Below are 23,911 nucleotides of genomic sequence, written 5' to 3'. Positions count from 1 at the left end.
GGTCACCTCCGGCGCACTGGCAGACGGCGCGGTGGTATCAATTGTCAGCTCAAACACCGGAGAGCGCTCGCTGACGTTCCCGGCCTTGTCGGTCACCGTAGCGCTCAGGCTATGAGGACCTTCGCTAAGCTCCGGTAAAGTAAAGCTCCAGTTGCCATCCTGATCCACAACCACTGAACCCAGTACGGTATCGCCGTCATAAATCGTTATCGTGGCGCCCGCTTCTGCCGTCCCTTTGATCTCCGGCGTTGTATCATCGGTCACATCACCGGAATGAAGCACACCAGTGATGGAACCAACATTGTCATTAACCGTGATGTTCTGTGCTGCAGTGGGTGCTTCAGTATCAGAATCGCTGTCAGAATCCGAGTCACTGTCGGAATCCGAGTCACTGTCAGAATCCGAATCGCTGTCCGAATCCGAGTCACTGTCAGAGTCCGAATCGCTGTCAGAGTCGGAATCGCTGTCAGAGTCCGAGTCACTGTCGGAATCCGAATCGCTGTCTGAATCAGAATCGCTGTCTGAATCAGAATCGCTGTCGCTATCCGAGTCACTGTCAGAATCCGAGTCACTGTCAGAATCTGAGTCGCTGTCCGAATCGGAATCGCTGTCTGAATCTGAATCGCTGTCCGAATCCGAATCGCTGTCAGAGTCAGAATCGCTGTCGCTATCCGAGTCACTGTCCGAATCGGAATCGCTGTCGGAATCCGAGTCGCTGTCAGAGTCAGAGTCTCTGTCAGAATCCGACTCACTCTCAGAATCCGAATCGCTGTCAGATTCAGAATCGCTGTCTGAATCCGAATCGCTGTCAGAATCCGAATCGCTGTCAGAGTCAGAATCGCTGTCGGAGTCCGAATCGCTGTCAGAGTCAGAATCACTGTCGGAATCCGAGTCGCTGTCGGAATCGGAATCGCTGTCCGAATCCGAGTCACTGTCAGAATCGGAATCGCTGTCGGAATCCGAGTCACTGTCGGAGTCGGAATCGCTGTCAGAGTCGGAATCGCTGTCCGAATCCGAGTCGCTGTCAGAGTCAGAATCGCTGTCGGAATCAGAATCGCTGTCAGAATCCGAGTCGCTGTCAGAGTCGGAATCGCTGTCGGAGTCCGAATCGCTGTCGGAATCGGAGTCGCTGTCCGAATCCGAATCGCTGTCGGAGTCAGAGTCACTGTCGGAATCGGAATCGCTGTCGGAATCCGAGTCGCTGTCAGAGTCCGAGTCGCTGTCCGAATCCGAATCACTATCAGAATCGGAATCGCTGTCAGAGTCAGAATCACTGTCAGAATCCGAATCGCTGTCGCTATCCGAATCGGTGTCAGAATCCGAGTCACTGTCTGAATCCGAATCGCTGTCAGAGTCAGAATCGCTGTCGGAATCCGAGTCGCTGTCCGAATCCGAGTCACTGTCAGAATCCGAGTCACTATCAGAATCTGAGTCACTATCAGAATCGGAATCGCTGTCAGAGTCCGAGTCACTGTCTGAATCGGAATCGCTGTCGGAATCAGAATCGCTGTCGCTATCCGAGTCGCTGTCAGCATCCGAGTCACTATCGGAGTCCGAATCACTGTCCGCATCTGAGTCAGTTTCTGAAATCGAAGAGTGGTGATCTTTATTTGAGGTACCAGCAAACATTGCCGCAATACCCAGCAAAGCCGCGCCCGCCATTACCCATCCGGCAATACTTTGCCCTGCGCCTCCGGAGGCGATGACTTCTGAGAGATCGCTAATCAGCGAATAGTGGGCCCCATCGGTACCCGCACCTTCCAGCCACCATAGTGCGCCGGTTTCATCATCCATGAGCACCAAATCACTGTGCTGTCCATGCTCATCCACAACGAAAAAGTTTTTAATAGTAACGGTATCGCCGTTGTGGAGTTTTAGAACCAGATCATTACCTTGCCGGGTATACGAACTAATATCTTCACGCTTAACGTGCAGGAGAACCACTGACTGCGTATTGAGATTAATTAGATTGCCATCAACGGTGTATTCAACACCCGTTTCTTTCACTGTCACATTTATATTTTTCATCAGGTTACACCCTTGAAATGAAGACGCAGTCAGAGGTATGAGATAATTCTTAATTAGGCATCTTATTAGATATACCAGAACTTGCAGTCCCGCAAGGAGAGGGAAAACATTCCATTCACATCCTGAAATAACACAAACCCCATATATTACATAACGTTAAAATAATGAGCTTACATTTTGAGATGTTAATAAGAGAGATAATTAAAACGGTTACTCACGGTTATTACAATAAAGATAAAGTCATGGATAATACTTTTCTAATAGCGTTAAACCGCCATTTTTATGATAATAGAAAAATATCTGTGATATCTCTCAAAAAAATCATGCAAGAAAAAGCAAAAAATAATTTAAAGTTTAAAGTAAATTTTAAGCAATATCCATTATATTTATAATGGTTTACTTATAAAAATAAATTGTTTGTGAATGGGGAAATTTATAAATAAGCAAGAGGGAATTCAGAGAGAGTCTTTTAAACCCACAAAGTTAATGTGAGTTATCGGAAATTAAAGAAACGTTTCGATGTAGTTTTAATTAAAATACTACCCACAAATAATTTAATGCATATGCATAATAAAAAACCCCGGCCTGCCGCTGAGGGATCCCCATAAAACAGCGCTAATAAACCAGCACCATACTTCGGTAGGCTCTGGCGAGGTGGTTAAGAACGGTGCTCAGCACCGTTCGCCTTAATATTAGCGGGGAGTGTCGCAGGACATTCTCCGCTAACGTCAGATAAGAGATTACCCGCCGCGATTTAACACTGTTGGCCTGATACCTTACATGTAATCCTTTACTTTCTGCATGATAACCAATAAGCCACAGGACTATTGTGCTCAGCGTTGCCAGCAGGCTCAGCACCAGCATTTTTCCCGCTGAACGGCTGTAACTGGCCCGCAGACCGAACCCGAACCGTTCGCTTTTCTCATCGCGGAAGTTCTGCTCTATCTGCATTCGGCGACTGTATAACTTCATGATTTCACGTGGCTTAAAGTCGTCTGTGCTGCTGAAGATGAGCCACGGCTCTTTTGCTGAAGAGCGCCCGTCGCAAACCTGAGGTTTGCGTTTTATACGACACCTTGAGTGCCGGTGTTTCCGGCCTTTTGGTTCTTTCCTGTGCAGATAAAAATGTCCCTCACACCGGGCATACTCCGCCCGTGCAAGCGTGCCTGGCCCCGGATATTCTGGTTTACTGCTGGCCTGTAATTCCTGACGTCTGAACCAGTATTCACCTTTGCTGTTCAGGCGCATCTGGATATTACCCCTGACACGGCCAATAAAATCCCATCCGAGCGACCGGATATGCCGGAACCAGGCATTCTGGAAGCCCGCATCGGTAACGATGATGACTCTGGCCGTCGGGTTCACCGCCCCGGCAAGGGCATCAAGGAAGGCCTTTTGTATCTGTCCATTCTGCTGCTTTTCTGACGGGACTATCCAGCTTAACAGCGGAAGCGAACGCCCATCGCAAAGCAGACTGGCGCGGAGCACATGATATTCCTGAGACGGATAGCCACTCCAGTCAACCGCAATAACACACAGCGATAATTTCCGTGTCAGCATGGTGATAATGCCATTGAAAATCAGAGGAATATCCTGATGGAGTGATTTATTGCCCAGTAGACGATCAACTCGTTTGATTTTGTTTTTGACCTGAGCAGCGCCGGGTAAATAACGTCCGATACTGGTCAGCGTCAGTGACGCGCCGTTGATTAAGGCAAGCGTGGCGTCAAGAAGGGCATTTTGTCGGTATTTGTGAAACGGAGCTAAAGCATCCCGGAAGAAATTCTGACATACTCGGCAGGCAGGCATAGAGGTGATCTCATTGAATTGATAGCACAATCAGTAGATCACAAAACTCTATGCCTGTCTTTTTTCACCCGCCCATTACTGGGGATTCCTCAGCGTCAAGCGGGGTTTTAGGTTTAGCGGGCTAATCCTAATCGCGGAATTTCTATCGCCGGACAGCGATCCATCACCACGTTTAGACCGGCATCTCGGGCGAGCACTGCCGCTTGTTCATTGATGACCCCTAGCTGTAGCCACAAAGTTTTAGCACCGATAGCCACCGCTTCCTGGGCAACGCCCCAGGCTGCTTCTGAGTTGCGGAAGACATCAACCATGTCCACTTTTTCCGGCACCTCGGCCAGCGTGGCATATCCTTTTTGCCCCAGCAGCGTAGTACCCGCAACCTTAGGAGAAACCGGAATGACATGATATCCCTGCTCCAGAAGGTACTTCATCACCCGATAGCTTGGGCGATCGGGTTTGTCGCTTGCCCCCACCAGGGCGATAGTCCGGGTCGAGGTCAGAATACCTGCGATATCGTTCTCTTTCATCATCATCCTCCTGCTATTTAGCCCAAGTGTATGCTAATCCGAATGAACCAGCATTAGTGCTAACCCGCAGATGCGTCAAATTTTTTCATCCCGATGCTTGCAGCAGCAGACACTTCCAGTAATCTGTCTGCAGGTCAAAATGTGGAATGAAATGATGGAACTAACAACACGTACACTGCCAGCACGTAAACATATTGCGCTGGTTGCTCACGATCACTGTAAAGATATGCTGATGAAATGGGTAGAGCGCCACCAGCAACTTCTGGCACAACATACGCTATCGGCAACAGGTACAACCGGTAATCTGGTATCACGCGCAACCGGGCTGGAGGTGCACGCTATGCTGAGCGGCCCAATGGGCGGCGACCAGCAGGTAGGAGCCCTGATATCAGAAGGTAAAATTGATGTTTTGATTTTTTTCTGGGACCCGCTGAATGCGGTGCCGCATGACCCTGATGTTAAAGCGTTACTCCGTCTGGCAACCGTGTGGAATATTCCCGTTGCAACGAATGTCTCGACCGCCGACTTTATCATCCAGTCTCCCCACTTTAGCGATCCGGTCGATATTTTGATTCCTGATTACCAGCGTTATCTCGCTGAGCGTCTGAAATAAACCACGCTGGCGGCCTCGCCGCCAGTCATTACGGCTTTCTCGCAACCGGCACGTCCAGCGCCTTCAACATATCAACAAACGGTGACGGCTGCTCTTTATTAAACAACAACCAGACCCGCAGACGCGCGCGCGTAAGTGCGACATACAGCAAACGTCTCTCTTCTGCATCGGCAAAATCCTCCGGTTGTGGTAGCAGTGCCTGCTCCATAATCGACTCACGCGCCGAAGCCGGAAACGCATCATCACCTTCCTGAAGACCAAGGATAATGACGTAATCTGCTTGCTGCCCTTTGCTGGCATGAATAGTCATGAAATCGAGCTGAAGATGGGGCCAGCGTGTTGCAGCCTTTTCCAGCGCCGCTGGCTTCAAATGATGGTAACGCGCTAACAGCAAGATCCGTTGTTCTCGCTTGACGTAACCGCTCATTTTATCGAGCAGATCGTCGAGTTTATCCTCCGCTAACAACGTCACCGCTTTTTTGTCGCCTGCAATCAGACTGTTGAGTGGTTTCGTCAACTGATGCGGGTTCTGTTGGATAAATCCGTTTGCGACCTCGCCTATCCGGCTATTAAATCGGTAGGTCGTATCCAGCGCGCAACAATCCCCTTCGCCAAAATAGTGATTAAAAGCCGTCGTCAAAGAGAGTTGAGCACCGCTAAAACGATAGATAGCCTGCCAGTCATCGCCAACGGCAAACAGCGTGGTCTGCGTATTTTGTCGACGTAACGCGGCGAGTAGTGACGCCCGCTGCGGAGAGATATCCTGAAATTCATCCACCAGAATATGCTTCCACGGACTGACAAAGCGGCCTTTATCGAGAATATTTATCGCCTGATGAATCAGACCGGAGAAGTCGACGGCATTTTCATCTTTTAACGCCGTTTTCCAGGCTTTTAGTAAAGGGGCCATCAGCTTGACGCGCTTACTAAAAAGATCGCGTACCTCCTCAGGCGCCCCGGCGATCATCTCAGCCTGCGAGCCGCCATGCATGCGCATCAGGCTAACCCAGCGATCGAGGCGGCTGGCGATGCGGCGCTGCAGCTTTTTATCCTGCCAGAAATCCCCTTCAGGGATCGGCCAGCCCATTTCTTCCTCCAGCCACAGTCGCCAGCCTTTCGCCTGCGCTTTTTTCTCCTGACACTGCTGCTGCCAGCTTTCGAGCAGAAGTTTTTGCCGCGCAGCGCTGTCGTTTTCCAGCTTGCTAATCATCGGCGCTTTTTTACTGCCCTGCTGAATAATATGCAAAGCCAGAGCATGAAAAGTGCGCGCGGAGATCTCGTCGGTTCCGAGGCGTTCGCGAATGCGCTCATCCATCTCCTGCGCGGCCTGTCGACCAAAAGCCAGCAGCAAAATTTGCTCAGCTGCCGCTTCGCCCCGGGTCAATAGCCAACCTGCTCGCGCCACTAAAACAGAGGTTTTACCGCTTCCGGCCCCTGCCAATACCAGCAATGAACGCTCGCCATTCACCACGGCGCGCGCCTGAGCCGGATTCAGCGGCAATGATTCAACTGCTGCAAAAAATCCCCGATATTGTTCCAGCATTGATTCAGTAAATTTTTGGTTATGCTCAAGCCTGGCCTTTTCCGTATCCCCCAACCAACTCTGGCACTGCCGCCATAATTCGCGGCAGTTTTCAAATCCCTCAAGGCGGCTTGTCGGCACGGGGAGGCCGCTAAGGGCATGGCGAATTTTCTGCTGAATATCGGACACCTGCTGACGCGTCAACCATTTACCCTCGGCGCTTGAACGCGCCACATCAGCCAACTGCTGGCGCAGCAGATCGGCGGAAATCTCGCTCATTTCCGCGCTCCACTGCTGCCAGAGAGCATTCAGATGATGGTAAAAACGCTGAGTTTCGGTCCATTCGGTACCATGCAATCGCACAACTTTCTCGCCCGGTAGGATAAATTCCAGCTCTCCCCACACTAGCCCACGCTTGCAATGAATAGATAATAACTGATTGAAAGGTATAAGATATTCATGGCTATCACCGGAAACCTTTACTCCGGCATTAAGAAGTTGCACCCTGTCATAAGGGTGTTGAGCCATGCGTTTGCCCAATGTTGTCGCTCTGAGTTCCATATAATGTCGAATTTCAATCAGGTTGGATGTTTTTAAGTTTAACCGCCAGCGACCGGGTGCTCCAGCGTAAAAAACGCTACAATGGCCGGACCTTATTATCTACAGAATTAAACCGAGGGTTTATGCGTACCGTTCTGAATATTTTAAACTTTATCCTTGGCGGATTCGCCACCACGCTCGGCTGGCTTCTGGCGACGCTGGTCAGCATAGTACTGATTTTTACGCTGCCTCTCACCCGCTCCTGCTGGGAGATAACAAAACTCTCTCTCCTTCCCTATGGTAATGAAGCCATTCATGTTGATGAACTCGACCCTCAGGGAAAGAATAGCCTGCTTAACGCGGGCGGAACGTTGTTGAATATTTTATGGTTTATTTTCTTCGGCTGGTGGTTGTGCCTGATGCATATCTTTTGTGGGATCGCCCAGTGTCTGACCATCATCGGCATTCCGGTAGGCATCGCCAATTTTAAAATCGCCGCGATTGCTTTGTGGCCGGTAGGCCGGCGAGTCGTTTCCGTTGAGACCGCTCGTGCTGCGCGTGAAGCCAACGCGCGTCGCCGCTTTCAGTAATTGAATGGAACAGAGAAATGCTCAGCCCCCTGCTACGCCGCTATACCTGGAACAGTGCCTGGTTATATTACATCAGGATATTCATCGCACTCTGCGGTACGACCGCATTTCCCTGGTGGCTCGGCGAAGTAAAACTCACCATCCCTTTAACGCTTGGCGTCGTGGCCGCGGCGCTGACTGACCTGGACGATCGTCTGGCAGGACGTCTGCGTAATCTGGCCATTACCCTTGTATGCTTCTTTATCGCTTCGGCCTCGGTGGAGCTTCTCTTCCCCTGGCCCTGGTTATTCGCGGCAGGATTAACCGTTTCCACTATCGGCTTTATTTTGCTTGGTGGTCTGGGACAGCGCTACGCCACCATCGCCTTTGGCGCGCTATTAATTGCCATCTACACCATGTTGGGGGTAACGCTTTACAGCCAATGGTATCTCCAGCCGCTGTTTTTGCTGGCTGGCGCGGTGTGGTACAACCTGCTCACCCTCGCCGGGCATCTGATTTTCCCTATCCGTCCCCTTCAGGACAATCTGGCACGTAGCTATGAGCAGCTCGCCCGCTATCTAGAGCTTAAATCCCGGCTATTCGATCCGGATATAGAAGATGAAAGCCAGGCCCCGCTCTATGACCTGGCAATAGCCAACGGCCAGCTGGTGACTACGCTGAACCAGACCAAAGTTTCCCTGCTGACTCGTCTGCGCGGAGATCGCGGCCAGCGCGGTACTCGCCGCACGTTACAGTACTATTTCGTGGCGCAGGATATCCATGAACGTGCGAGTTCATCGCATATTCAGTACCAAACGCTACGCGAACATTTTCGTTATAGCGATGTGATGTTCCGCTTTCAGCGTATGCTATCAATGCAGGCGCAGGCCTGCCAGAAACTGTCGCGTGCCATTCTGCTGCGCGAGCCCTACCTGCACGACACTCATTTTGAGCGCGCTTTTATGCATCTTGACGCAGCGCTCGATCGCGTTAAGGCCAGCGGCGCGCCAGCGGAACAGATTAAAGCGCTGGGTTTTTTGCTGAATAACTTACGGGCTATTGACGCCCAGCTGGCGACAATTGAATCGGTCCAGACCACCGAACAGTCCATTCACAGTACGGAAAACCTGTTAGCCGACGACCAGCCTAACGGATTTAGCGATATCTGGCTGCGCTTGCGCAGTAATATGTCTCCTGAGTCAGCCCTGTTTCGTCATGCAGTTCGAATGTCGATAGTCCTGTGCGCTGGTTATGCCTTTATCCAATTGACCGGACTGAACCATGGCTACTGGATATTACTGACCAGCCTGTTTGTTTGTCAGCCAAACTATAACGCCACTCGCCATCGGCTGGCGTTAAGGATAATCGGGACCTTGATTGGTGTGGCCATCGGCCTGCCGGTACTGCTCCTCGTCCCGTCCGTTGAAGGCCAGCTGCTTTTGATTGTCCTGACCGGCGTGCTGTTCTTCGCTTTCCGTAATGTGCAGTACGCCCACGCGACAATGTTCATTACGCTCCTTGTCTTGCTCTGTTTTAACCTCCTGGGAGAAGGTTTTGAAGTTGCCCTACCGCGCATATTCGACACTCTGATTGGCTGCGCTATCGCCTGGGCCGCAGTGAGTTTTATTTGGCCGGACTGGAAATTCCGCAATCTCCCTCGAGTGCTCGAGCAAGCAATCAATGCCAACTGCCGATATTTAGATGCCATTCTTGAGCAATATCACCAGGGGCGCGACAACCGCCTGGCCTATCGTGTTGCACGCAGAGCCGCGCATAACCGGGATAGCGAACTGGCCTCTGTCGTATCGAACTTATCAACAGAACCCAAAGCGGGCTCACAAATGCGGGAAACTGCTTTTCGTTTGCTCTGCCTGAACCATACCTTTACCAGCTACATCTCTGCTCTGGGAGCCCACAGGGAAAAGCTGACAACACCAGATATTCTGGCGCTGCTGGACGATGCCGTGTGTTATGTGGATGACGCGCTGCACCATTCGCCAACCGATGAACTACGGGTACAGCAGGCTTTAGCAAGCCTGCAGACCCGGATCCACCATCTTGACCCTCGCGCCGACAGCAAAGAGCCTTTAGTTCTGCAGCAAATTGGACTGCTGCTGGCGCTACTGCCAGAAATTTGTCGGCTACAGCGACAGGTTGAGATTCAACCTGAGTAGGCCTCCATCTCCTGTACCTGTACCGCCGCCCACTCCTCAAGCTCCTGACGCTGTTGCGTCGGGAGCGTGGCCGCATGCACGCCCGCAATAGCTCCCTCTAATGAATAAAGGACGTTTACCGTTAGCGCTTTATTCATTTTTCGTAGTCTGAGCCAGGCTTCTTTAGCGCCAATTTTTCGCAGCGTTAATTCATCTTTGATACCTGAATTAATCAACTGGAGCTCCATGTGAAAACTAATATTTGGAAGATTCTTTAATCTTCCGGAATGTCGCTGCCGATGTTTTTCATTACGAGCGGTCTGTAATGATAGCGCTGATAAATGAAAAAGCATTTTGCTGTCACGCCAAAGCCCTTCATCTATATGATAGTACTTAAGCGCAACCAGACGGCCATTCTTCTGCATCTTCAACAGCGGGTTTTTATGCGCCACGCGATACTGCGCACTCTGCTCACAAACCCGAAGATAGATCTCCCCCTCAGCCATCATGGCAAACACGGTATTATCTATCGCCAGGCTATAGCCACCAAATAAGGGCCGACAGCTTATTTTTCCTAATGGAGACAAACATGCCCGAAACTGATGGATCCTAAGACATACGAGTTTCTTCATGATTATTCCTTTGTTAATCATGTAAATAAGACATAAATTTGCTAACGGATCCGCTAATAAGAAAATAAGGGAGTTCCCTTTATGCAGCAACATGAATTATCTCTTTATTTTACTCAGCTTGTTTTTTTGCGAGCAGCTTTCCGAAAATAGCCTTTTGATGAAGTAAAAAGCAGGAAAGGTAAAATGCTTAATTAATATTAATCAACCCGGAGAACATAAAGCATGGCGTCACCCGCGATTTGTAAATGGTTAACGTCATAATTTGTGGGAGGAATTTTTTAAAGAAGAAATGACCACAACGATGAATTCACATTCTGTACACCCCATCACTCAACGCTGTCAGCTTGTCTTCATTGCCAAAGATGTACAAATTTCATCCAGAAAACGAGAAAATAGAGTTGATCTTTCATCCTGTCGCATATACTGTATATGCATACAGTAACCCACAGGCGGGATAGACTATGTTTACATCAGCTCACGCAAATCGTTCACCACTGACTTCTACTTCAGTACGTCGTCGCTCCCATGACGCTACCGAACAGCCAGCTAACGGGCTGATCAGTGAAATAGTCTATCGAGAAGATCAGCCCATGATGACGCAACTGCTACTGCTTCCTTTATTACAACAGCTTGGTCAGCAGTCGCGCTGGCAGCTCTGGCTGACACCACAGCAGAAGCTGAGTCGCGAATGGGTACAGTCATCCGGTTTGCCGCTATCCAAGGTGATGCAAATCAGTCAGCTCTCCCCTGCTGATACGCTCGAATCAATGGTTCGCTCACTGCGCACGGGAAACTATAGCGTGGTCATTGGCTGGCTGTCGGAAGAACTCACCGTTGAGGAACATGAACGACTGGTTGCCGCTGCAGAAGAAGGTCACGCGATGGGCTTTATCATGCGTCCGGTAAGAAATACCGCTCAGCCTGGCAGACAACATTCCGGGCTAAAAATTCACTCAAACCTGTATCATTAACTGAGTTTAGGATTAATCCTGGAATTTTTTTTGCCCGCGACTGAGATTGGCTTTCATCGCGGGCGTTTTTGTTAAAATGCTTGTCTGATGCGGGTTCGCGACTTTTTTTGCCTCGATTGAAGCCAACCCTATTTGTTAAACATAGCGTACACAACCCTTTTTTTTCATATGCCTGACGGAGTTCACACTTGTAAGTTTCTAACTAAGTTGTAGACTTTACATCGCCAGGGGTGATCGGCTTACGCTGCATGTATCAGCACAGTTAACAACAAGTCACGCCCCGGGTGAAGGATTTAACCGTGAGGTCTTCTGAACCTTCATGGCGAATTTTGGATGATAATGAGGCGCAAAAAATGAAAAAGACAGCTATCGCGATTGCAGTGGCACTGGCTGGCTTCGCTACCGTAGCGCAGGCCGCTCCGAAAGATAACACCTGGTATGCAGGTGGTAAGCTGGGCTGGTCCCAGTATCACGATACCGGTTTCTACGGTAACGGTTTCAAAGGTAACAATGGTCCAGTTCGTAACGATCAGCTGGGTGCTGGTGCGTTCGGTGGTTACCAGGTTAACCCGTACCTCGGTTTCGAAATGGGTTACGACTGGCTGGGCCGCATGGCTTATAAAGGCAGCGTAGACAACGGCGCTTTCAAAGCTCAGGGCGTTCAGCTGACTGCTAAACTGGGTTACCCAATCACTGACGATCTGGACATCTATACCCGTCTGGGCGGCATGGTTTGGCGCGCTGACTCCAAAGGTAACTACGCTTCTACCGGTGTTTCCCGTAGCGAACACGACACTGGCGTATCCCCGGTATTCGCGGGTGGCTTAGAGTGGGCTGTTACTCGTGACATCGCAACCCGTCTGGAATACCAGTGGGTTAACAACATCGGCGACGCAGGCACCGTTGGTACCCGTCCTGATAACGGCATGCTGAGCCTGGGTGTTTCCTACCGTTTCGGTCAGGAAGATGTTGCTCCGGTTGTAGCTCCGGCTCCGGCTCCGGCTCCGGAAGTGACTACCAAGCACTTCACCCTGAAGTCTGACGTTCTGTTCAACTTCAACAAATCTACTCTGAAACCAGAAGGTCAGCAGGCTCTGGATCAGCTGTACACCCAGCTGAGCAACATGGATCCGAAAGACGGTTCCGCAGTTGTTCTGGGCTACACCGACCGTATCGGTTCCGATGCCTACAACCAGCAGCTGTCTGAGAAACGTGCTCAGTCCGTTGTTGATTACCTGGTATCTAAAGGTATCCCGGCCAGCAAAATCTCCGCTCGCGGTATGGGTGAATCCAACCCGGTTACTGGCAACACCTGTGACAACGTGAAAGCACGCGCAGCTCTGATCGACTGCCTGGCGCCGGACCGTCGCGTAGAAATCGAAGTTAAAGGCTACAAAGACGTTGTAACTCAGCCGCAGGCTTAAGTTATCTCGTTAATAAAAAACCCCGCGATGCGGGGTTTTTTTTGCTTCAACTGCTGTCATCAAAGTCAAAGCTGCAGAACGTTGAGGCGCTTATACCCTCGCCCCAATTGCTACTCTTTACCTAGCAGAACCTGCAAATCATGCTTCAGGCTCGACATCTTGCTGGCATACTTCTCTTTATGCTCAGCATCCTCAATCAACTGCACAATGGTTTCCGACAGCGTTTTACCCCGTCTTTGAGCCAGACCGGCGAGGCGTTGCCAGACCATAAACTCCAGATCGATAGACTTTTTACGCGTATGCTGATGCTCCGCGTTAAAATGACGTTTGCGTCGCGCGCGGATCGTCTGCTTCATGCGGTTAACCAGCTCTGGGTTGATATGATGCTCAATCCAGGTATTCACCAGCACGGGTTCATTTTCAAGCGTCAGTAATAGATCGACCGCCGCTTGCGCAGCGCTGGCTTCAATGTAGCGGGTAATAAGCTCACCTTCCCGATGCTTTTTTACCAGATATGTCCATTTCCAGCCGCTTTCGAGATTTTCCAGTTGTTGATATTTCATTGCGATCTCAATGTGACCGTGTAACTCATTTCAGGATATCAGTTTTTTCTCGATGTGCTGAGAATAAATCATCTTTCGTGATGTTGGTAGATGGCCGATCGCCGTGACAATCGCAATCCCCCGTGTGCTCAGACGCCGCATAATGTATAATCGCGCGTTTTACATCTGACTAAAAAACAGCGACTTTGACCATTACGAAACTTACCCGAAACGACCTCGCTCCTGATACGGAAAGTTATCAGGCGCTGTTTGCACAAGCCGACTTAGCTCACGCAGAGGCATCCCTCTCAGGCGAACTGCAACCCCGTTTATTCTATGCCCTGGAGCAGCTTCTGGTCACTCCAGCCATTTCGCCATTTATGCTGGTTAAAATTCCGGAAGAGCCGGAGTACCTGCAATGGCTCGCTAACGAAACTCGTACTTTACATCAACCGCCGGAATCCCTCTGCGGAGTACGCTATCAGATTGATGGCGGAAAAATCTCGCTCTCGCCGGCGCAAACCGCTGAAGATAATTTCGCAAGCGTCGCGCCGGTCGAAGCGGCAGATTGGGTCGAAGCGGAGCAGCTATTTGGCTGCGTGCGCCAGTTTAACGGCGAGATCGCTTTACAACCGGGTCTTGTCCATCGGGCTAATGGCGGCGTACTGATCCTCTCCTTGCGGGCCTTACTGGCTCAGCCTCTGCTATGGATGCGGCTAAAAAATATGGTGGCTCGCCAGCGTTTTGACTGGCTGTCATTTGATGAGTCTCGCCCTCTTCCGGTGAGCATTCCCTCTATGCCTTTGAGCCTGAAAGTGATCCTGGTCGGCGAGCGGGAATCTCTTGCTGATTTTCAGGAGATGGAGCCCGAGCTTTCTGCTCAGGCTATCTACAGCGAATATGAAGATAACCTGCAAATCGCTGATGCAGAGACGCTTAAGCAGTGGTGTCAATGGGTCTGGCAAAATGCCCAGCGGCTCGAACTTCCGGGGCTGTCCGCTACCGCCTGGCCGCTGTTGATTCAGGAAGGCGCTCGCTATACCGGTGACCAGGAAACCTTGCCCCTGTGCATACTGTGGATCGCCCGCCAGCTTCGCGAAGCCACCGCCTTCTGTGAAGGTGACGAGATTAGCGCCGAAGAGATGCAAACCATGCTTGAGCGTCGTCTGTGGCGCGAAGGCTATCTTGCCGAACGCATCCAGGATGAAATCCTGCAGGAGCAAATCCTGATCGAGACGGAAGGCGAATGCGTAGGGCAGATCAACGCCCTCTCAGTCATCGAGTTTCCGGGCCATCCGCGCGCGTTTGGCGAGCCTTCTCGTATCAGCTGCGTCGTGCATATTGGCGACGGTGAATTTATTGATGTTGAGCGCAAGGCGGAACTGGGTGGCAATATTCATGCGAAAGGCATGATGATTATGCAGGCATTCCTGATGTCCGAGCTGGAGCTTGAACAACAGCTCCCCTTCACCGCATCTTTGACCTTCGAACAGTCGTACAGTGAAGTGGATGGCGACAGTGCATCCATGGCCGAACTGTGCGCGCTGATCAGTTCTCTGGCCAATGTGCCGATTAATCAAAGTATCGCCATTACCGGCTCAGTCGATCAGTTTGGTCGCGTACAGCCGGTAGGTGGGCTCAATGAGAAAATTGAAGGCTTCTTTGCTATTTGTCAGCAGCGTGGGCTGACCGGTAAACAAGGCGTCATTATACCTTCCGCCAACATTCGTCATCTGAGCCTGGCGCAGGAGCTGCAACAGGCGGTTGCGGATGAACAGTTCTTTATCTGGGCGGTCGATGACGTAACCGAAGCGCTGCCCATTCTGACCCAGTTACTCTGGGACGGCGAAGGACAAACTTTACGGCAAACCATACAGGAGCGGATTGCGCAGGCGACACAGCAAGAGAGTCGTCATCGCTTTCCGTGGCCGCTACGCTGGTTAGGCGGTTCAGGTTCGAACTGATCGGACTTGTTCAGCTTACACGTGTTAGCTATCCTGCGTCCCGAACTCAAAATAAGGCTTACTGAAAACATGGTAGATAAACGCGAATCCTATACAAAAGAAGACCTTCTTGCCTCCGGTCGTGGTGAACTATTTGGCGCGAAAGGCCCTCAACTGCCGGCGCCAAATATGCTGATGATGGACCGCGTCATCAAAATGACCGAAACCGGTGGTAACTATGACAAAGGTTATGTCGAGGCAGAACTCGATATTAACCCGGATCTGTGGTTCTTCGGTTGCCACTTCATTGGTGACCCGGTGATGCCGGGCTGTCTGGGTCTGGATGCCATGTGGCAGCTGGTGGGCTTCTACCTGGGCTGGTTAGGTGGCGAAGGTAAAGGTCGTGCGCTAGGCGTAGGTGAAGTCAAGCTCACCGGCCAGGTACTGCCAACGGCGAAGAAAGTAACCTACCGCATTCATTTCAAACGCGTGATAAATCGTCGTTTGATTATGGGCCTGGCGGATGGTGAAGTGCTGGTTGACGATCGTCTGATCTACACCGCAACCGATCTGAAAGTGGGCCTGTTCCAGGACACTTCCTCATTCTGATATAAGCAGTCACGCTTATAAACGGCGAAGCCCCCGCGCAGCGGAGGCTTCTTTTTAAAGAGACAGTCAGGCAATTTGTACCCTGTCCTCCATGGCCTCTCGCCAGCCTCCCAGCCAATAAGACCTCTGGTTTAAGGTCTGGTAAGGACACATTTCCTTCGACCTTCCGGTAATACCGGCCTGGTACCCACGCTGATGTGCCCGTTCCAGGCGATCTCGTTTTTGTCTCTTCATGCCTCGTTTCCCTCATTCTTTGATCTGGTGGAAAAGAAAACAATGGTCACTAAATACGCAACCACGGTTAACGAATACCGCGAATCGGGGATAGCGTCAATGCGCAAAATTCACGCCATTGTCATATTTGTGAGCTACATGAAACTTCATTTGTACAAAAACTGTGAACCAGCACAAGTAACAATCTGATGAGACAAATAAAAAAGCCGCTGCGATTTTCATTTTCGCTGCGGCTTTTTTTCTTATTAATTTTACTTATGGCAAGCGGTTAATCTCGCTGGCAATCGCCGCCGCTTCCTGAGTCCAGGCCTGAGCGAGCGTTTTCACCATCGCATCGTAGCCATCTTCTTGTTGCTTGAGCTCGATATGGAATGGCCGCTTAATCAGCTGTCCCTGATGCTTCAGTAACCACTCACCGCTAACGATAACCCGACCATCGTAACGACCGTGAAAACCGCTGACGGATACGTTTAGGGTATCCTGCTCGCTACCCAGCGGTTGAGAAGCTACGACCCAGCCGGGAAGCTGATTGCTAAGGTTCGCCACCAGCGTCGTTCTTAGCTGCTGATCGAGCGGACTCGCCCACAGATTGTTATTTGCAATCACATACTGAACATCGGTGGTCTGATAGACCACCCCGTTACCGGCAAGATAATCCGGAATACTGACCTGCTCGACCCAAAGCAAATTTTTGCTCTGGTGTGCGGCGCTTTGCGCGCCGCCCTGAGCCACGGGAAGCTGGTAGTAAGTTTTACTCTCACCGCCGCTGCTGCATGCCGTCAACGCGCATACCGCCGCCGCTATTAGCCATTTCTTCATTATTTCGCTCCCTTCGGCTGCGGATCTTTTTTATCCTTCGCCTCAAATACCAGCGCATTGCTCTTATCATTAAGCGTTTTCAGTACCGGCTGCAGTTCGCGCAGCACCTGGTCGAGACGCTGCATATCCGCAACCATCTTATTGTAAGCCGCGGAGCCAGGCTGGAAGCCCTGCATACTACGATTAAGTTCACGTAGCGTACTCTGCATATCACCCGGCAGCTGCTGCATAGACTGACTTGAGGTGATCTTATTCAGACTGTCGAGCGTCGCCTGTACGTGCTGCATGGTTTTTTCACTTTGCGCCAGCGTACTGGTTGCCTGCTCCAGCAGTGGATTAATTGGCAGATTATTAATCTTATCCAGCGCATCCATCAGGCGCTGCTGGATCTGCGCCAGACCACCGCTTACGGTCGGAATAATCGGATAACCGCCAAATTCCTGCATCTTGCCGCGCGCAGGGGCTTTCGGATAGAAGTCGAGATCGATATACAGCGCGCCGGTCACCAGATTGCCGGTTTTAAGCGAACCGCGCAGCCCGCGATTCATTAGATCATCGATATGCTTACGAATATCAGGATCGGCGCCTAACTGATTGATCAGGCGTTCCGGCTCAATTCGCACTTCTACCGGGATACGGTAATCGTCGTTTATGTTCTGCTTCAGGCCTGGAATAAAGAATGGTACCTTGCCTACGGTCCCAAGACGGATACCGCGGAATTCAACCGGCGCGCCGGGCTGCAGACCGCGAATAGAATCTTTAAAGAACATCACGTAGTCAATGTGTTGAGTGAACACAGAGTCCTGAATGCTGCGTTGATCGTCAAACAGATGATATTCGGTTTTATTCGCCACCGGTTCCCCTAGCGGGAGTCCTTCAGGGATATCAAAGCTGACGCCGCCGCCAAACAGCGTCGACAGCGATCCCATCTCAACGCGCATGCCGGCCGCGGTCAGATCCACCGCAATACCGCTGTCCTTCCAGAAACGCACGTTATTAGTGACCAGCCGATCGTTAGGCGCGCTAATAAACAGCTGATAGGTGATATTGCGTTTTTGCGCATCGAAGGTGCTGGTTTCCACCGAACCTACACGATAGCCGCGGAAAAGCACCGGGTCGCCGGGTGACAGCTGACCCGCTTTGCTACTTTCCAGTAGAATACGAATGCCTTTCGCATCGGGTGAGGCCAGCGGCGGTGAATCCAGCAGCGGATACTGCGCAGGGACAGAGCCTTTGGTCCCCGGTTGCAGTTCGATATAGGCGCCGGACAATAGCGTGCCGAGGCCGCTGATACCTTCACGACCAACCTGCGGCTTAACCACCCAAAAAACCGAATCCTGATGAAGCAGTTTTTCCATGCCAGAATTCAGTCGGGCTTTAACCTCCACGTGAGTCAGGTCGTCCGTCAGCGTTGCGCTTTCAATCACGCCGACGTCAACGCTGCGGCTTTTAATACGGGTCTTTCCCCCTTCAATGCCTTCGGCATTGGTTGTGATCAGGGTCACTTCCGGCCCCTGGTGGCTATAGTGATAAAAAAGAATCCAGGCGCCAATTAGCGCCGTCACTATCGGGAAGATCCACACCGGTGACCAGTTCTTCACCTTTTGCACCTTCGCTTCTCCGCTCTTATTTTCCATGCTGCAGTCTTTCCTCATGGCTTGAATCTGGCTCACGATCCCACAACAAACGCGGGTCAAAGGTCATGGCCGAAAACATTGTCATCACTACCACCAGCGCAAACATCACCGCCCCTATCGCCGGGTAGATATTCATTAACCCACCTATGCGCACCAGAGCGGAGAGGACTGCGATGACAAACACATCAATCATTGACCAGCGGCCAACAAACTCGACGACTTCATAAATCAGATGCATGCGCTCTGAGTCGCGATCTCCCCTGCCGCTGGCGTTCCAGCAGAGCCAGCCAATGGCGATCATTTTTAAGGTTGGCACCATAATACTGGCGATGAATATCACCATCGCCACTGGATAGGATCCTTCGCTCCACAGCAGGATCACCCCCGCCATAATGGTGGAAGGCATTTTATCGCCAAGCAGATCGGTAATCATGATCGGCAGAATATTGGCGGGCATATAAAGGATTAGCGAAGTCATTAACAGCGCCAGCGTCCACTGCAGGCTGTTTTTACGCCGGGCAGTCCCCTTTGTATGACAGCGCGGACAGACGGCCTCATCAATCGGCAACACCGCTGTACAGCATGAGCATGAACGCAGCCCCTGACGCAGTCCGGACACGCCAACTTTCAGCGGCTGCTTGATAGCCGGCATTGGCGCAATATCATCCCACAGCCAGCGGCGATCCACGCACTGGAACGTCCGCAGCTGTAATACGCAGAACATACACCACGGGACAAAGCTCAGGCCAACGCCAATATCGCCATAGGCCATCAGCTTAACGAAGCTGACCAGTACCCCGGCGAGAAAGATTTCCGCCATTCCCCAGGTTTTAAGATGAAACAGAATACGCGCCAGAAACGCTTTCAGCCCGGATGGCATGCGCACCCGGTTGACCAGCAGGAGTATAGTGACCAGACAAAAAGCCGGCACCAGCTGGACGAAAAGCAAAAAGAACGTGCCGAGGCTGGCATAGTCCTCGGTGAAGAGGACGTTCGGGATTTCCAGCAATTCAATTTCGCTGCTAATCCCCCCGACCTTCATATAGATGAAGGGAAACAAATTGGCCAGCAGCAACATGAACAACGCGACCAGCGCATACGCGGTAGGACGCTGCCGTGGCGCGTCCCATGACGTTGTCAATGTCGTTCCGCAGCGCGGACATGCAGCTTTCTGGCGATGCTCCAGCTGCGGCAAAGCCACCAGCAGATCACATTGTCGGCACAGAATATGCCGCGCAGCATGATGATGATCGCACATGAAAACTCCTCAGCTTATGCGCCGTTTTTTAGCCCTTCAAGATATTCCCAGCGTTCGAAGGCGGCTTCCAGCGCCTGCTCCGCTTCACTCAGCTGCGCCAGTACCTGCTGCGTATGGTCATGCGACTGACCAAAGAAAGAAGGGTCGGCAACCTGCTCCTGCAAATTCTGCAGCTGGGCTTCCAGTTCTTCCAGCTTCTGCGGCAGCTGTTCCAGCTCGCGCTGCAGGTTATAGCTTAGTTTGCTGGCAGCACGTTTGACACTTTCTGCTTTCGGTTGAGCAACTTCAACACTCTTTTTGGAAACCGGCTGCTTACGCGCGAGGTACTGCGCTTGCTGACCGCGGGCGTCATGATAGCCGCCAACGTATTGGCCAATTTGCCCTGCGCCTTCAAAGATCCAACACTCTGTTACCGTATTATCGACAAACTGACGGTCGTGGCTAACCAGCATCACGGTTCCCTGATAGCCGTCGACGAGCTCTTCCAGCAGTTCGAGGGTTTCGACATCCAGATCGTTTGTCGGTTCGTCGAGAATCAACAGGTTGCTGGGCTTAAGGAACAGACGCGCCAATAGCAGACGGTTGCGCTCGCCGCCCGATAGCGCACGCACCGGCGTCATCGCGCGTTTCGGATGGAACATAAAATCCTGCAGATAGCCCAGGACGTGGCGCGGCTTGCCGTTCACCATCACTTCCTGTTTACCTTCCGCAAGGTTGTCCATCACCGTTTTATCCGGATCAAGTTCCGCGCGGTGCTGGTCGAAGTAGGCCACTTCCAGCTTGGTGCCTACATGAATACGCCCGCTATCCGCCTGCAGCTGACCGAGCATTAGCTTCAGCAGCGTAGTTTTGCCGCAGCCGTTCGGGCCAATCAGCGCAATTTTGTCGCCGCGCTGGATTTGGGCGGTGAAGTCTTTAACCAGCACCTTGCCATCAACCTGGTAGTTAACATTCTCCATTTCGAACACAATCTTGCCCGAACGCGCGGCCTCTTCAACCTGCATCTTCGCGCTGCCCATCACTTCACGACGCTCGCCGCGTTCGCGACGCATGGCCTTTAACGCCCGCACGCGTCCTTCGTTACGGGTTCGGCGCGCTTTGATCCCCTGACGGATCCACACTTCTTCCTGCGCCAGCTTGCGATCGAACTCCGCGTTCTGTAGCTCTTCTACGCGCAGCGCTTCTTCTTTATCCAGCAGATACTGATCGTAGTTACCCGGATAGGTCACCAGCTTGCCTCGATCGAGATCGACAATGCGCGTCGCCATATTGCGAATAAAAGAACGGTCATGCGAAATAAAGATGATGGTGCCTTTAAACATCTTCAGGAAACCTTCCAGCCAGTCGATGGTTTCAATATCGAGGTGGTTGGTCGGTTCATCGAGCAGCAGCACCCGCGGCCCGCTGACCAGCGCGCGACCGAGGGCCGCTTTACGCAGCCAGCCGCCGGAGAGCGATGATAGCTCGGCGTTAGGATCCAGATTCAACTGTTCCAGCACTTCATTAATACGACTGTCGAGCTGCCACAGCCCTAAATTGTCCAGCTGTTCCTGCAGACGCGCCAGCTCATTGAGATTCTTGTCGCTCGGATCGGTCATCACCAGCTGCGAAACATCGTGATAACCCTTAAGGTATGCTGCTTGCTCAGCAATCCCTTCCGCCACAAAGTCATACACGGTTCCGGTGACGTCACGCGGCGGATCCTGCTGCAAACGCGCCACAACCAGATCCAACTCATAGATAATGCGCCCATCATCAAGACCTTGTTCTCGGTTGAGGATCTTCATCAGGGTCGATTTACCCGCGCCGTTGCGCCCCACCAGGCAGACACGTTCGTTATCTTCGATATGCAGTTCAGCATTATCCAGCAGCGGCGCATCGCTGAAAGAGAGCCAGGCGCCGTGCATACTAATTAAAGACATTCTTTATTCCTTTCAGGCTGCGGTAATCAGCCAGCAGTTGTGAATCTGACGGTTGCGGGCAAAGTCCTGAGACAGCGTTTTTTGCGTAATCTCCTGCGCCTTCAGGCCCAGCTGCGCCAGCCCGTCATGATCCATACGGAAACCGCGTTTGTTGTTTGAGAACATAATCGTGCCGCCTTTACGCAGCAGACGTTTTAAATCGGTCATCAGGCGCAAATGGTCGCGCTGAACGTCAAAGGCGTCATCCATACGCTTCGAGTTGGAGAAGGTGGGCGGATCGATAAAGATCAGGTCGAACTGTTCGGTCGTCTCCCGCAGCCAGCCCAGCACATCGGCCTGCATCAGGCGATGCGCGCGACCGGTTAAACCATTGAGGCGCAGGTTACGCTCAGCCCATTCGAGGTAGGTACGCGACATATCAACCGTGGTCGTGGATCGCGCGCCGCCAAGGCCGGCGTGAACGCTGGCGCTGCCGGTATAGGAGAACAGATTGAGGAAGTCTTTACCTTTACTCATCTGCCCCAACATGCGGCGAGCGATACGGTGGTCGAGGAACAGCCCGGTATCCAGATAGTCGGTCAGATTAACCCACAGACGCGCGTTATACTCCTGCACCTCAATGAATTCACCTTTTTCGCCCATTTTCTGGTACTGATTTTTACCTTTCTGCCGCTCGCGGGTTTTCAACACCAGCTTATTCGGCGCAATCCCAAGCACGGCAATGGTGGCAGCAATAATATCGAACAGACGCTGACGGGCTTTATGCGCGTCAACGGTTTTCGGCGGCGCATACTCCTGCACCACAACCCAATCGGCGTAACGGTCAATAGCGACGTTGTATTCCGGGAGGTCGGCATCATACAGGCGATAGCATTCAATACCTTCCTGGCGCGCCCACTTCTCATATTTTTTCAGGTTTTTACGCAGGCGGTTGGCGAAATCTTCCGCCAGCATCGCGGTTTTGCCGCCTTCGTTTTCCGCAAGGTGGTAATTCTTCTGTACACAGTCGAGCGGGCCGTTTTTCGCTTTGAACTGCTTATCGGCGCGCAGCTGCAGGCAGCTCAGCAGATCCGGCGAGGCGCTAAACAGCGACAGGTTCCAGCCGCCAAACTGGTTTTTCATAATCCGCCCCAGCAGGCTATGCAGGGCAATCAGCGCCGGCTCGCTCTCCAGACGCTCGCCGTATGGAGGGTTGCTAATCACTGTCCCGTAAGGGCCCTTCGGCAACGGGTTGCTCAGCTGGGCAACATCTTTCACTTCGAAGGTAACCAGCTCGCCAATACCGGCACGGCGGGCGTTACGCTGCGCGCGTTCGATAACCCGGGCGTCAACGTCGGAACCGTAAAAGCGCGACTCATACGCCGCCAGCCCCTGACGGGCGCGGGTTTGCGCTTCGGACTTCACCTCTTTCCAGATAGCATCATCATGCTGCGCCCAGCCGCCGAAACCCCAATGGCCGCGGTGTAAACCCGGCGCCCGATCGGTCGCCAGCATCGCCGCTTCAATCAACAGCGTACCGGAACCGCACATGGGATCGAGCAGCGGCGTACCGGTAGCCCAGCCGGAACGCATCACTATCGCCGCGGCCAGATTTTCTTTGATTGGCGCCATACCGGTACCGTCGCGGTAGCCGCGCAGGTGCAGGCCCTCGCCGCTGAGATCCAGAGAGATATGCGCGGTCTCTTTATTCAGCCAGACGTTAATGCGCAGATCGGGGTTTTCGCGATCGACGTTGGGACGCGGCAAATTCTTACGCGTAAAGCTGTCGACGATGGCATCTTTAACCTTCAGCGCCCCATACTGGCTGTTGCGGATCTCTTCGTTCAGCCCGCTAAAATGCACGGCAAAAGTGGCATCCTGGCTGAAAATCTCCGTCCATGGAATGGCCTGCACGCCAAGATACAGATCCAGGTCGCTGTATACGCTGCACTGCCCCAGCGGCAGCATAATCCGCGAAGCCAGTCGGCTCCACATCAGGCTTTGATACAACAGTCGCGTATCTCCCTGAAAATGGACCCCGCCCTGGACCAACTGGCAGTCCACCGCGCCCAGCCCTTCCAGTTCAGTTTTTAACAGCTCTTCCAGCCCACGAGCCGTACTGGCAAACAGAGAATTCATATCGTCACTTTTACTAAAAGAAAATTGGTGCGCATTATAGC

Annotated in this window: 19 protein-coding genes; 7 read left to right on the top strand and 12 right to left on the bottom strand. The window is 52.1% G+C overall.

Going from position 1 to position 23,911, the window contains the following annotated elements; genetic code table 11:
- The 3 genes from ABLV75_RS26265 to ABLV75_RS26255 form a co-directional block, all read right to left on the bottom strand.
- A partial coding sequence (locus tag ABLV75_RS26265) for a BapA prefix-like domain-containing protein (RefSeq protein ID WP_348855217.1) occupies positions 1-2,028 on the bottom strand: 2,028 nt, incomplete at its 3' end.
- Positions 2,029-2,643: 615 nt separating this feature from the next.
- Positions 2,644-3,837, bottom strand: coding sequence for an IS4 family transposase (locus tag ABLV75_RS26260; protein WP_348855216.1), 1,194 nt, complete (start codon positions 3,835-3,837; stop codon positions 2,644-2,646).
- Between the two features lie 113 nt (positions 3,838-3,950).
- Positions 3,951-4,364, bottom strand: coding sequence for a CoA-binding protein (locus ABLV75_RS26255; protein WP_004100789.1), 414 nt, complete (start codon positions 4,362-4,364; stop codon positions 3,951-3,953).
- A gap of 154 nt (positions 4,365-4,518) precedes the next feature.
- Between ABLV75_RS26255 and mgsA the strand changes: the two genes are divergently transcribed.
- Complete coding sequence (gene mgsA / locus ABLV75_RS26250) at positions 4,519-4,977, top strand: methylglyoxal synthase (protein WP_017146187.1); 459 nt, start codon at positions 4,519-4,521, stop codon at positions 4,975-4,977.
- A 28-nt stretch (positions 4,978-5,005) separates the two neighbouring features.
- Here mgsA and helD read toward each other — a convergent pair whose 3' ends face one another.
- Positions 5,006-7,060 (bottom strand): DNA helicase IV, encoded by a 2,055-nt coding sequence (helD, locus tag ABLV75_RS26245; protein ID WP_032704640.1) that lies wholly within the window; start codon positions 7,058-7,060, stop codon positions 5,006-5,008.
- A 122-nt stretch (positions 7,061-7,182) separates the two neighbouring features.
- On the opposite strand from helD, the gene ABLV75_RS26240 reads away from it, so the two are divergent.
- Together ABLV75_RS26240 and yccS are read left to right on the top strand one after the other, a co-directional pair.
- Entirely contained in the window at positions 7,183-7,629 is a 447-nt protein-coding gene (locus tag ABLV75_RS26240; RefSeq protein ID WP_004100782.1) for a YccF domain-containing protein, read from the top strand.
- 17 nt (positions 7,630-7,646) lie between these two features.
- A complete protein-coding gene (yccS, locus tag ABLV75_RS26235; protein ID WP_004100780.1) occupies positions 7,647-9,782 on the top strand; it encodes a YccS family putative transporter in 2,136 nt (711 codons plus the stop codon).
- Here yccS and ABLV75_RS26230 read toward each other — a convergent pair.
- Complete coding sequence (locus tag ABLV75_RS26230) at positions 9,770-10,393, bottom strand: TfoX/Sxy family DNA transformation protein (protein WP_004100775.1); 624 nt, start codon at positions 10,391-10,393, stop codon at positions 9,770-9,772. The two genes, yccS and ABLV75_RS26230, sit on opposite strands and share 13 nt — an antisense overlap.
- 461 nt (positions 10,394-10,854) lie before the next feature.
- Here ABLV75_RS26230 and sulA point away from each other — a divergent pair, with 461 nt between their 5' ends.
- Both sulA and ompA read left to right on the top strand, forming a co-directional pair.
- On the top strand, positions 10,855-11,364 hold the full coding sequence (gene sulA / locus ABLV75_RS26225; protein ID WP_032704639.1) for an SOS-induced cell division inhibitor SulA: 510 nt from the start codon (positions 10,855-10,857) through the stop codon (positions 11,362-11,364).
- Between the two features lie 353 nt (positions 11,365-11,717).
- Positions 11,718-12,788 (top strand): porin OmpA, encoded by a 1,071-nt coding sequence (ompA, locus tag ABLV75_RS26220; RefSeq protein ID WP_004100770.1) that lies wholly within the window; start codon positions 11,718-11,720, stop codon positions 12,786-12,788.
- Between the two features lie 110 nt (positions 12,789-12,898).
- On the opposite strand, the gene matP is transcribed toward ompA, so the two are convergent.
- Positions 12,899-13,351, bottom strand: a complete 453-nt coding sequence (matP, locus tag ABLV75_RS26215) for a macrodomain Ter protein MatP (RefSeq protein ID WP_004100768.1) — start codon at positions 13,349-13,351, stop codon at positions 12,899-12,901.
- 185 nt (positions 13,352-13,536) lie between these two features.
- Here matP and ABLV75_RS26210 point away from each other — a divergent pair, with 185 nt between their 5' ends.
- Together ABLV75_RS26210 and fabA are read left to right on the top strand one after the other, a co-directional pair.
- A complete protein-coding gene (locus ABLV75_RS26210; RefSeq protein WP_004100767.1) occupies positions 13,537-15,294 on the top strand; it encodes a Lon protease family protein in 1,758 nt (585 codons plus the stop codon).
- A gap of 69 nt (positions 15,295-15,363) precedes the next feature.
- A complete protein-coding gene (fabA, locus tag ABLV75_RS26205; RefSeq protein WP_004100765.1) occupies positions 15,364-15,882 on the top strand; it encodes a bifunctional 3-hydroxydecanoyl-ACP dehydratase/trans-2-decenoyl-ACP isomerase in 519 nt (172 codons plus the stop codon).
- Between the two features lie 66 nt (positions 15,883-15,948).
- On the opposite strand, the gene rmf is transcribed toward fabA, so the two are convergent.
- The 6 genes from rmf to rlmKL all read right to left on the bottom strand — a co-directional run bounded on the left by rmf (position 15,949) and on the right by rlmKL (position 23,870).
- Entirely contained in the window at positions 15,949-16,116 is a 168-nt protein-coding gene (rmf, locus tag ABLV75_RS26200) for a ribosome modulation factor (RefSeq protein ID WP_004100764.1), read from the bottom strand.
- A gap of 255 nt (positions 16,117-16,371) precedes the next feature.
- Complete coding sequence (gene pqiC, locus ABLV75_RS26195) at positions 16,372-16,935, bottom strand: membrane integrity-associated transporter subunit PqiC (RefSeq protein ID WP_004100758.1); 564 nt, start codon at positions 16,933-16,935, stop codon at positions 16,372-16,374.
- A complete protein-coding gene (gene pqiB, locus ABLV75_RS26190) occupies positions 16,935-18,572 on the bottom strand; it encodes an intermembrane transport protein PqiB (RefSeq protein WP_004100756.1) in 1,638 nt (545 codons plus the stop codon). The genes pqiC and pqiB overlap by 1 nt, the downstream gene beginning before the upstream one ends.
- Entirely contained in the window at positions 18,562-19,830 is a 1,269-nt protein-coding gene (gene pqiA, locus ABLV75_RS26185; RefSeq protein ID WP_004100751.1) for a membrane integrity-associated transporter subunit PqiA, read from the bottom strand. Before pqiA ends, pqiB begins: the two co-directional genes overlap by 11 nt.
- 14 nt (positions 19,831-19,844) lie before the next feature.
- Positions 19,845-21,752 (bottom strand): ABC transporter ATP-binding protein, encoded by a 1,908-nt coding sequence (locus ABLV75_RS26180; RefSeq protein WP_004100750.1) that lies wholly within the window; start codon positions 21,750-21,752, stop codon positions 19,845-19,847.
- Positions 21,753-21,764: 12 nt separating this feature from the next.
- Positions 21,765-23,870 (bottom strand): bifunctional 23S rRNA (guanine(2069)-N(7))-methyltransferase RlmK/23S rRNA (guanine(2445)-N(2))-methyltransferase RlmL, encoded by a 2,106-nt coding sequence (gene rlmKL / locus ABLV75_RS26175; protein ID WP_004100749.1) that lies wholly within the window; start codon positions 23,868-23,870, stop codon positions 21,765-21,767.
- Positions 23,871-23,911 lie beyond the last annotated feature (41 nt).

Source organism: Klebsiella sp. CN_Kp066 (assembly GCF_040065135.1).
GTDB classification, from domain to species: domain Bacteria; phylum Pseudomonadota; class Gammaproteobacteria; order Enterobacterales; family Enterobacteriaceae; genus Klebsiella; species Klebsiella oxytoca.
Note: the sequence above shows the minus strand (reverse complement) of the source record. Positions and strands in the feature narration are given on the sequence as shown.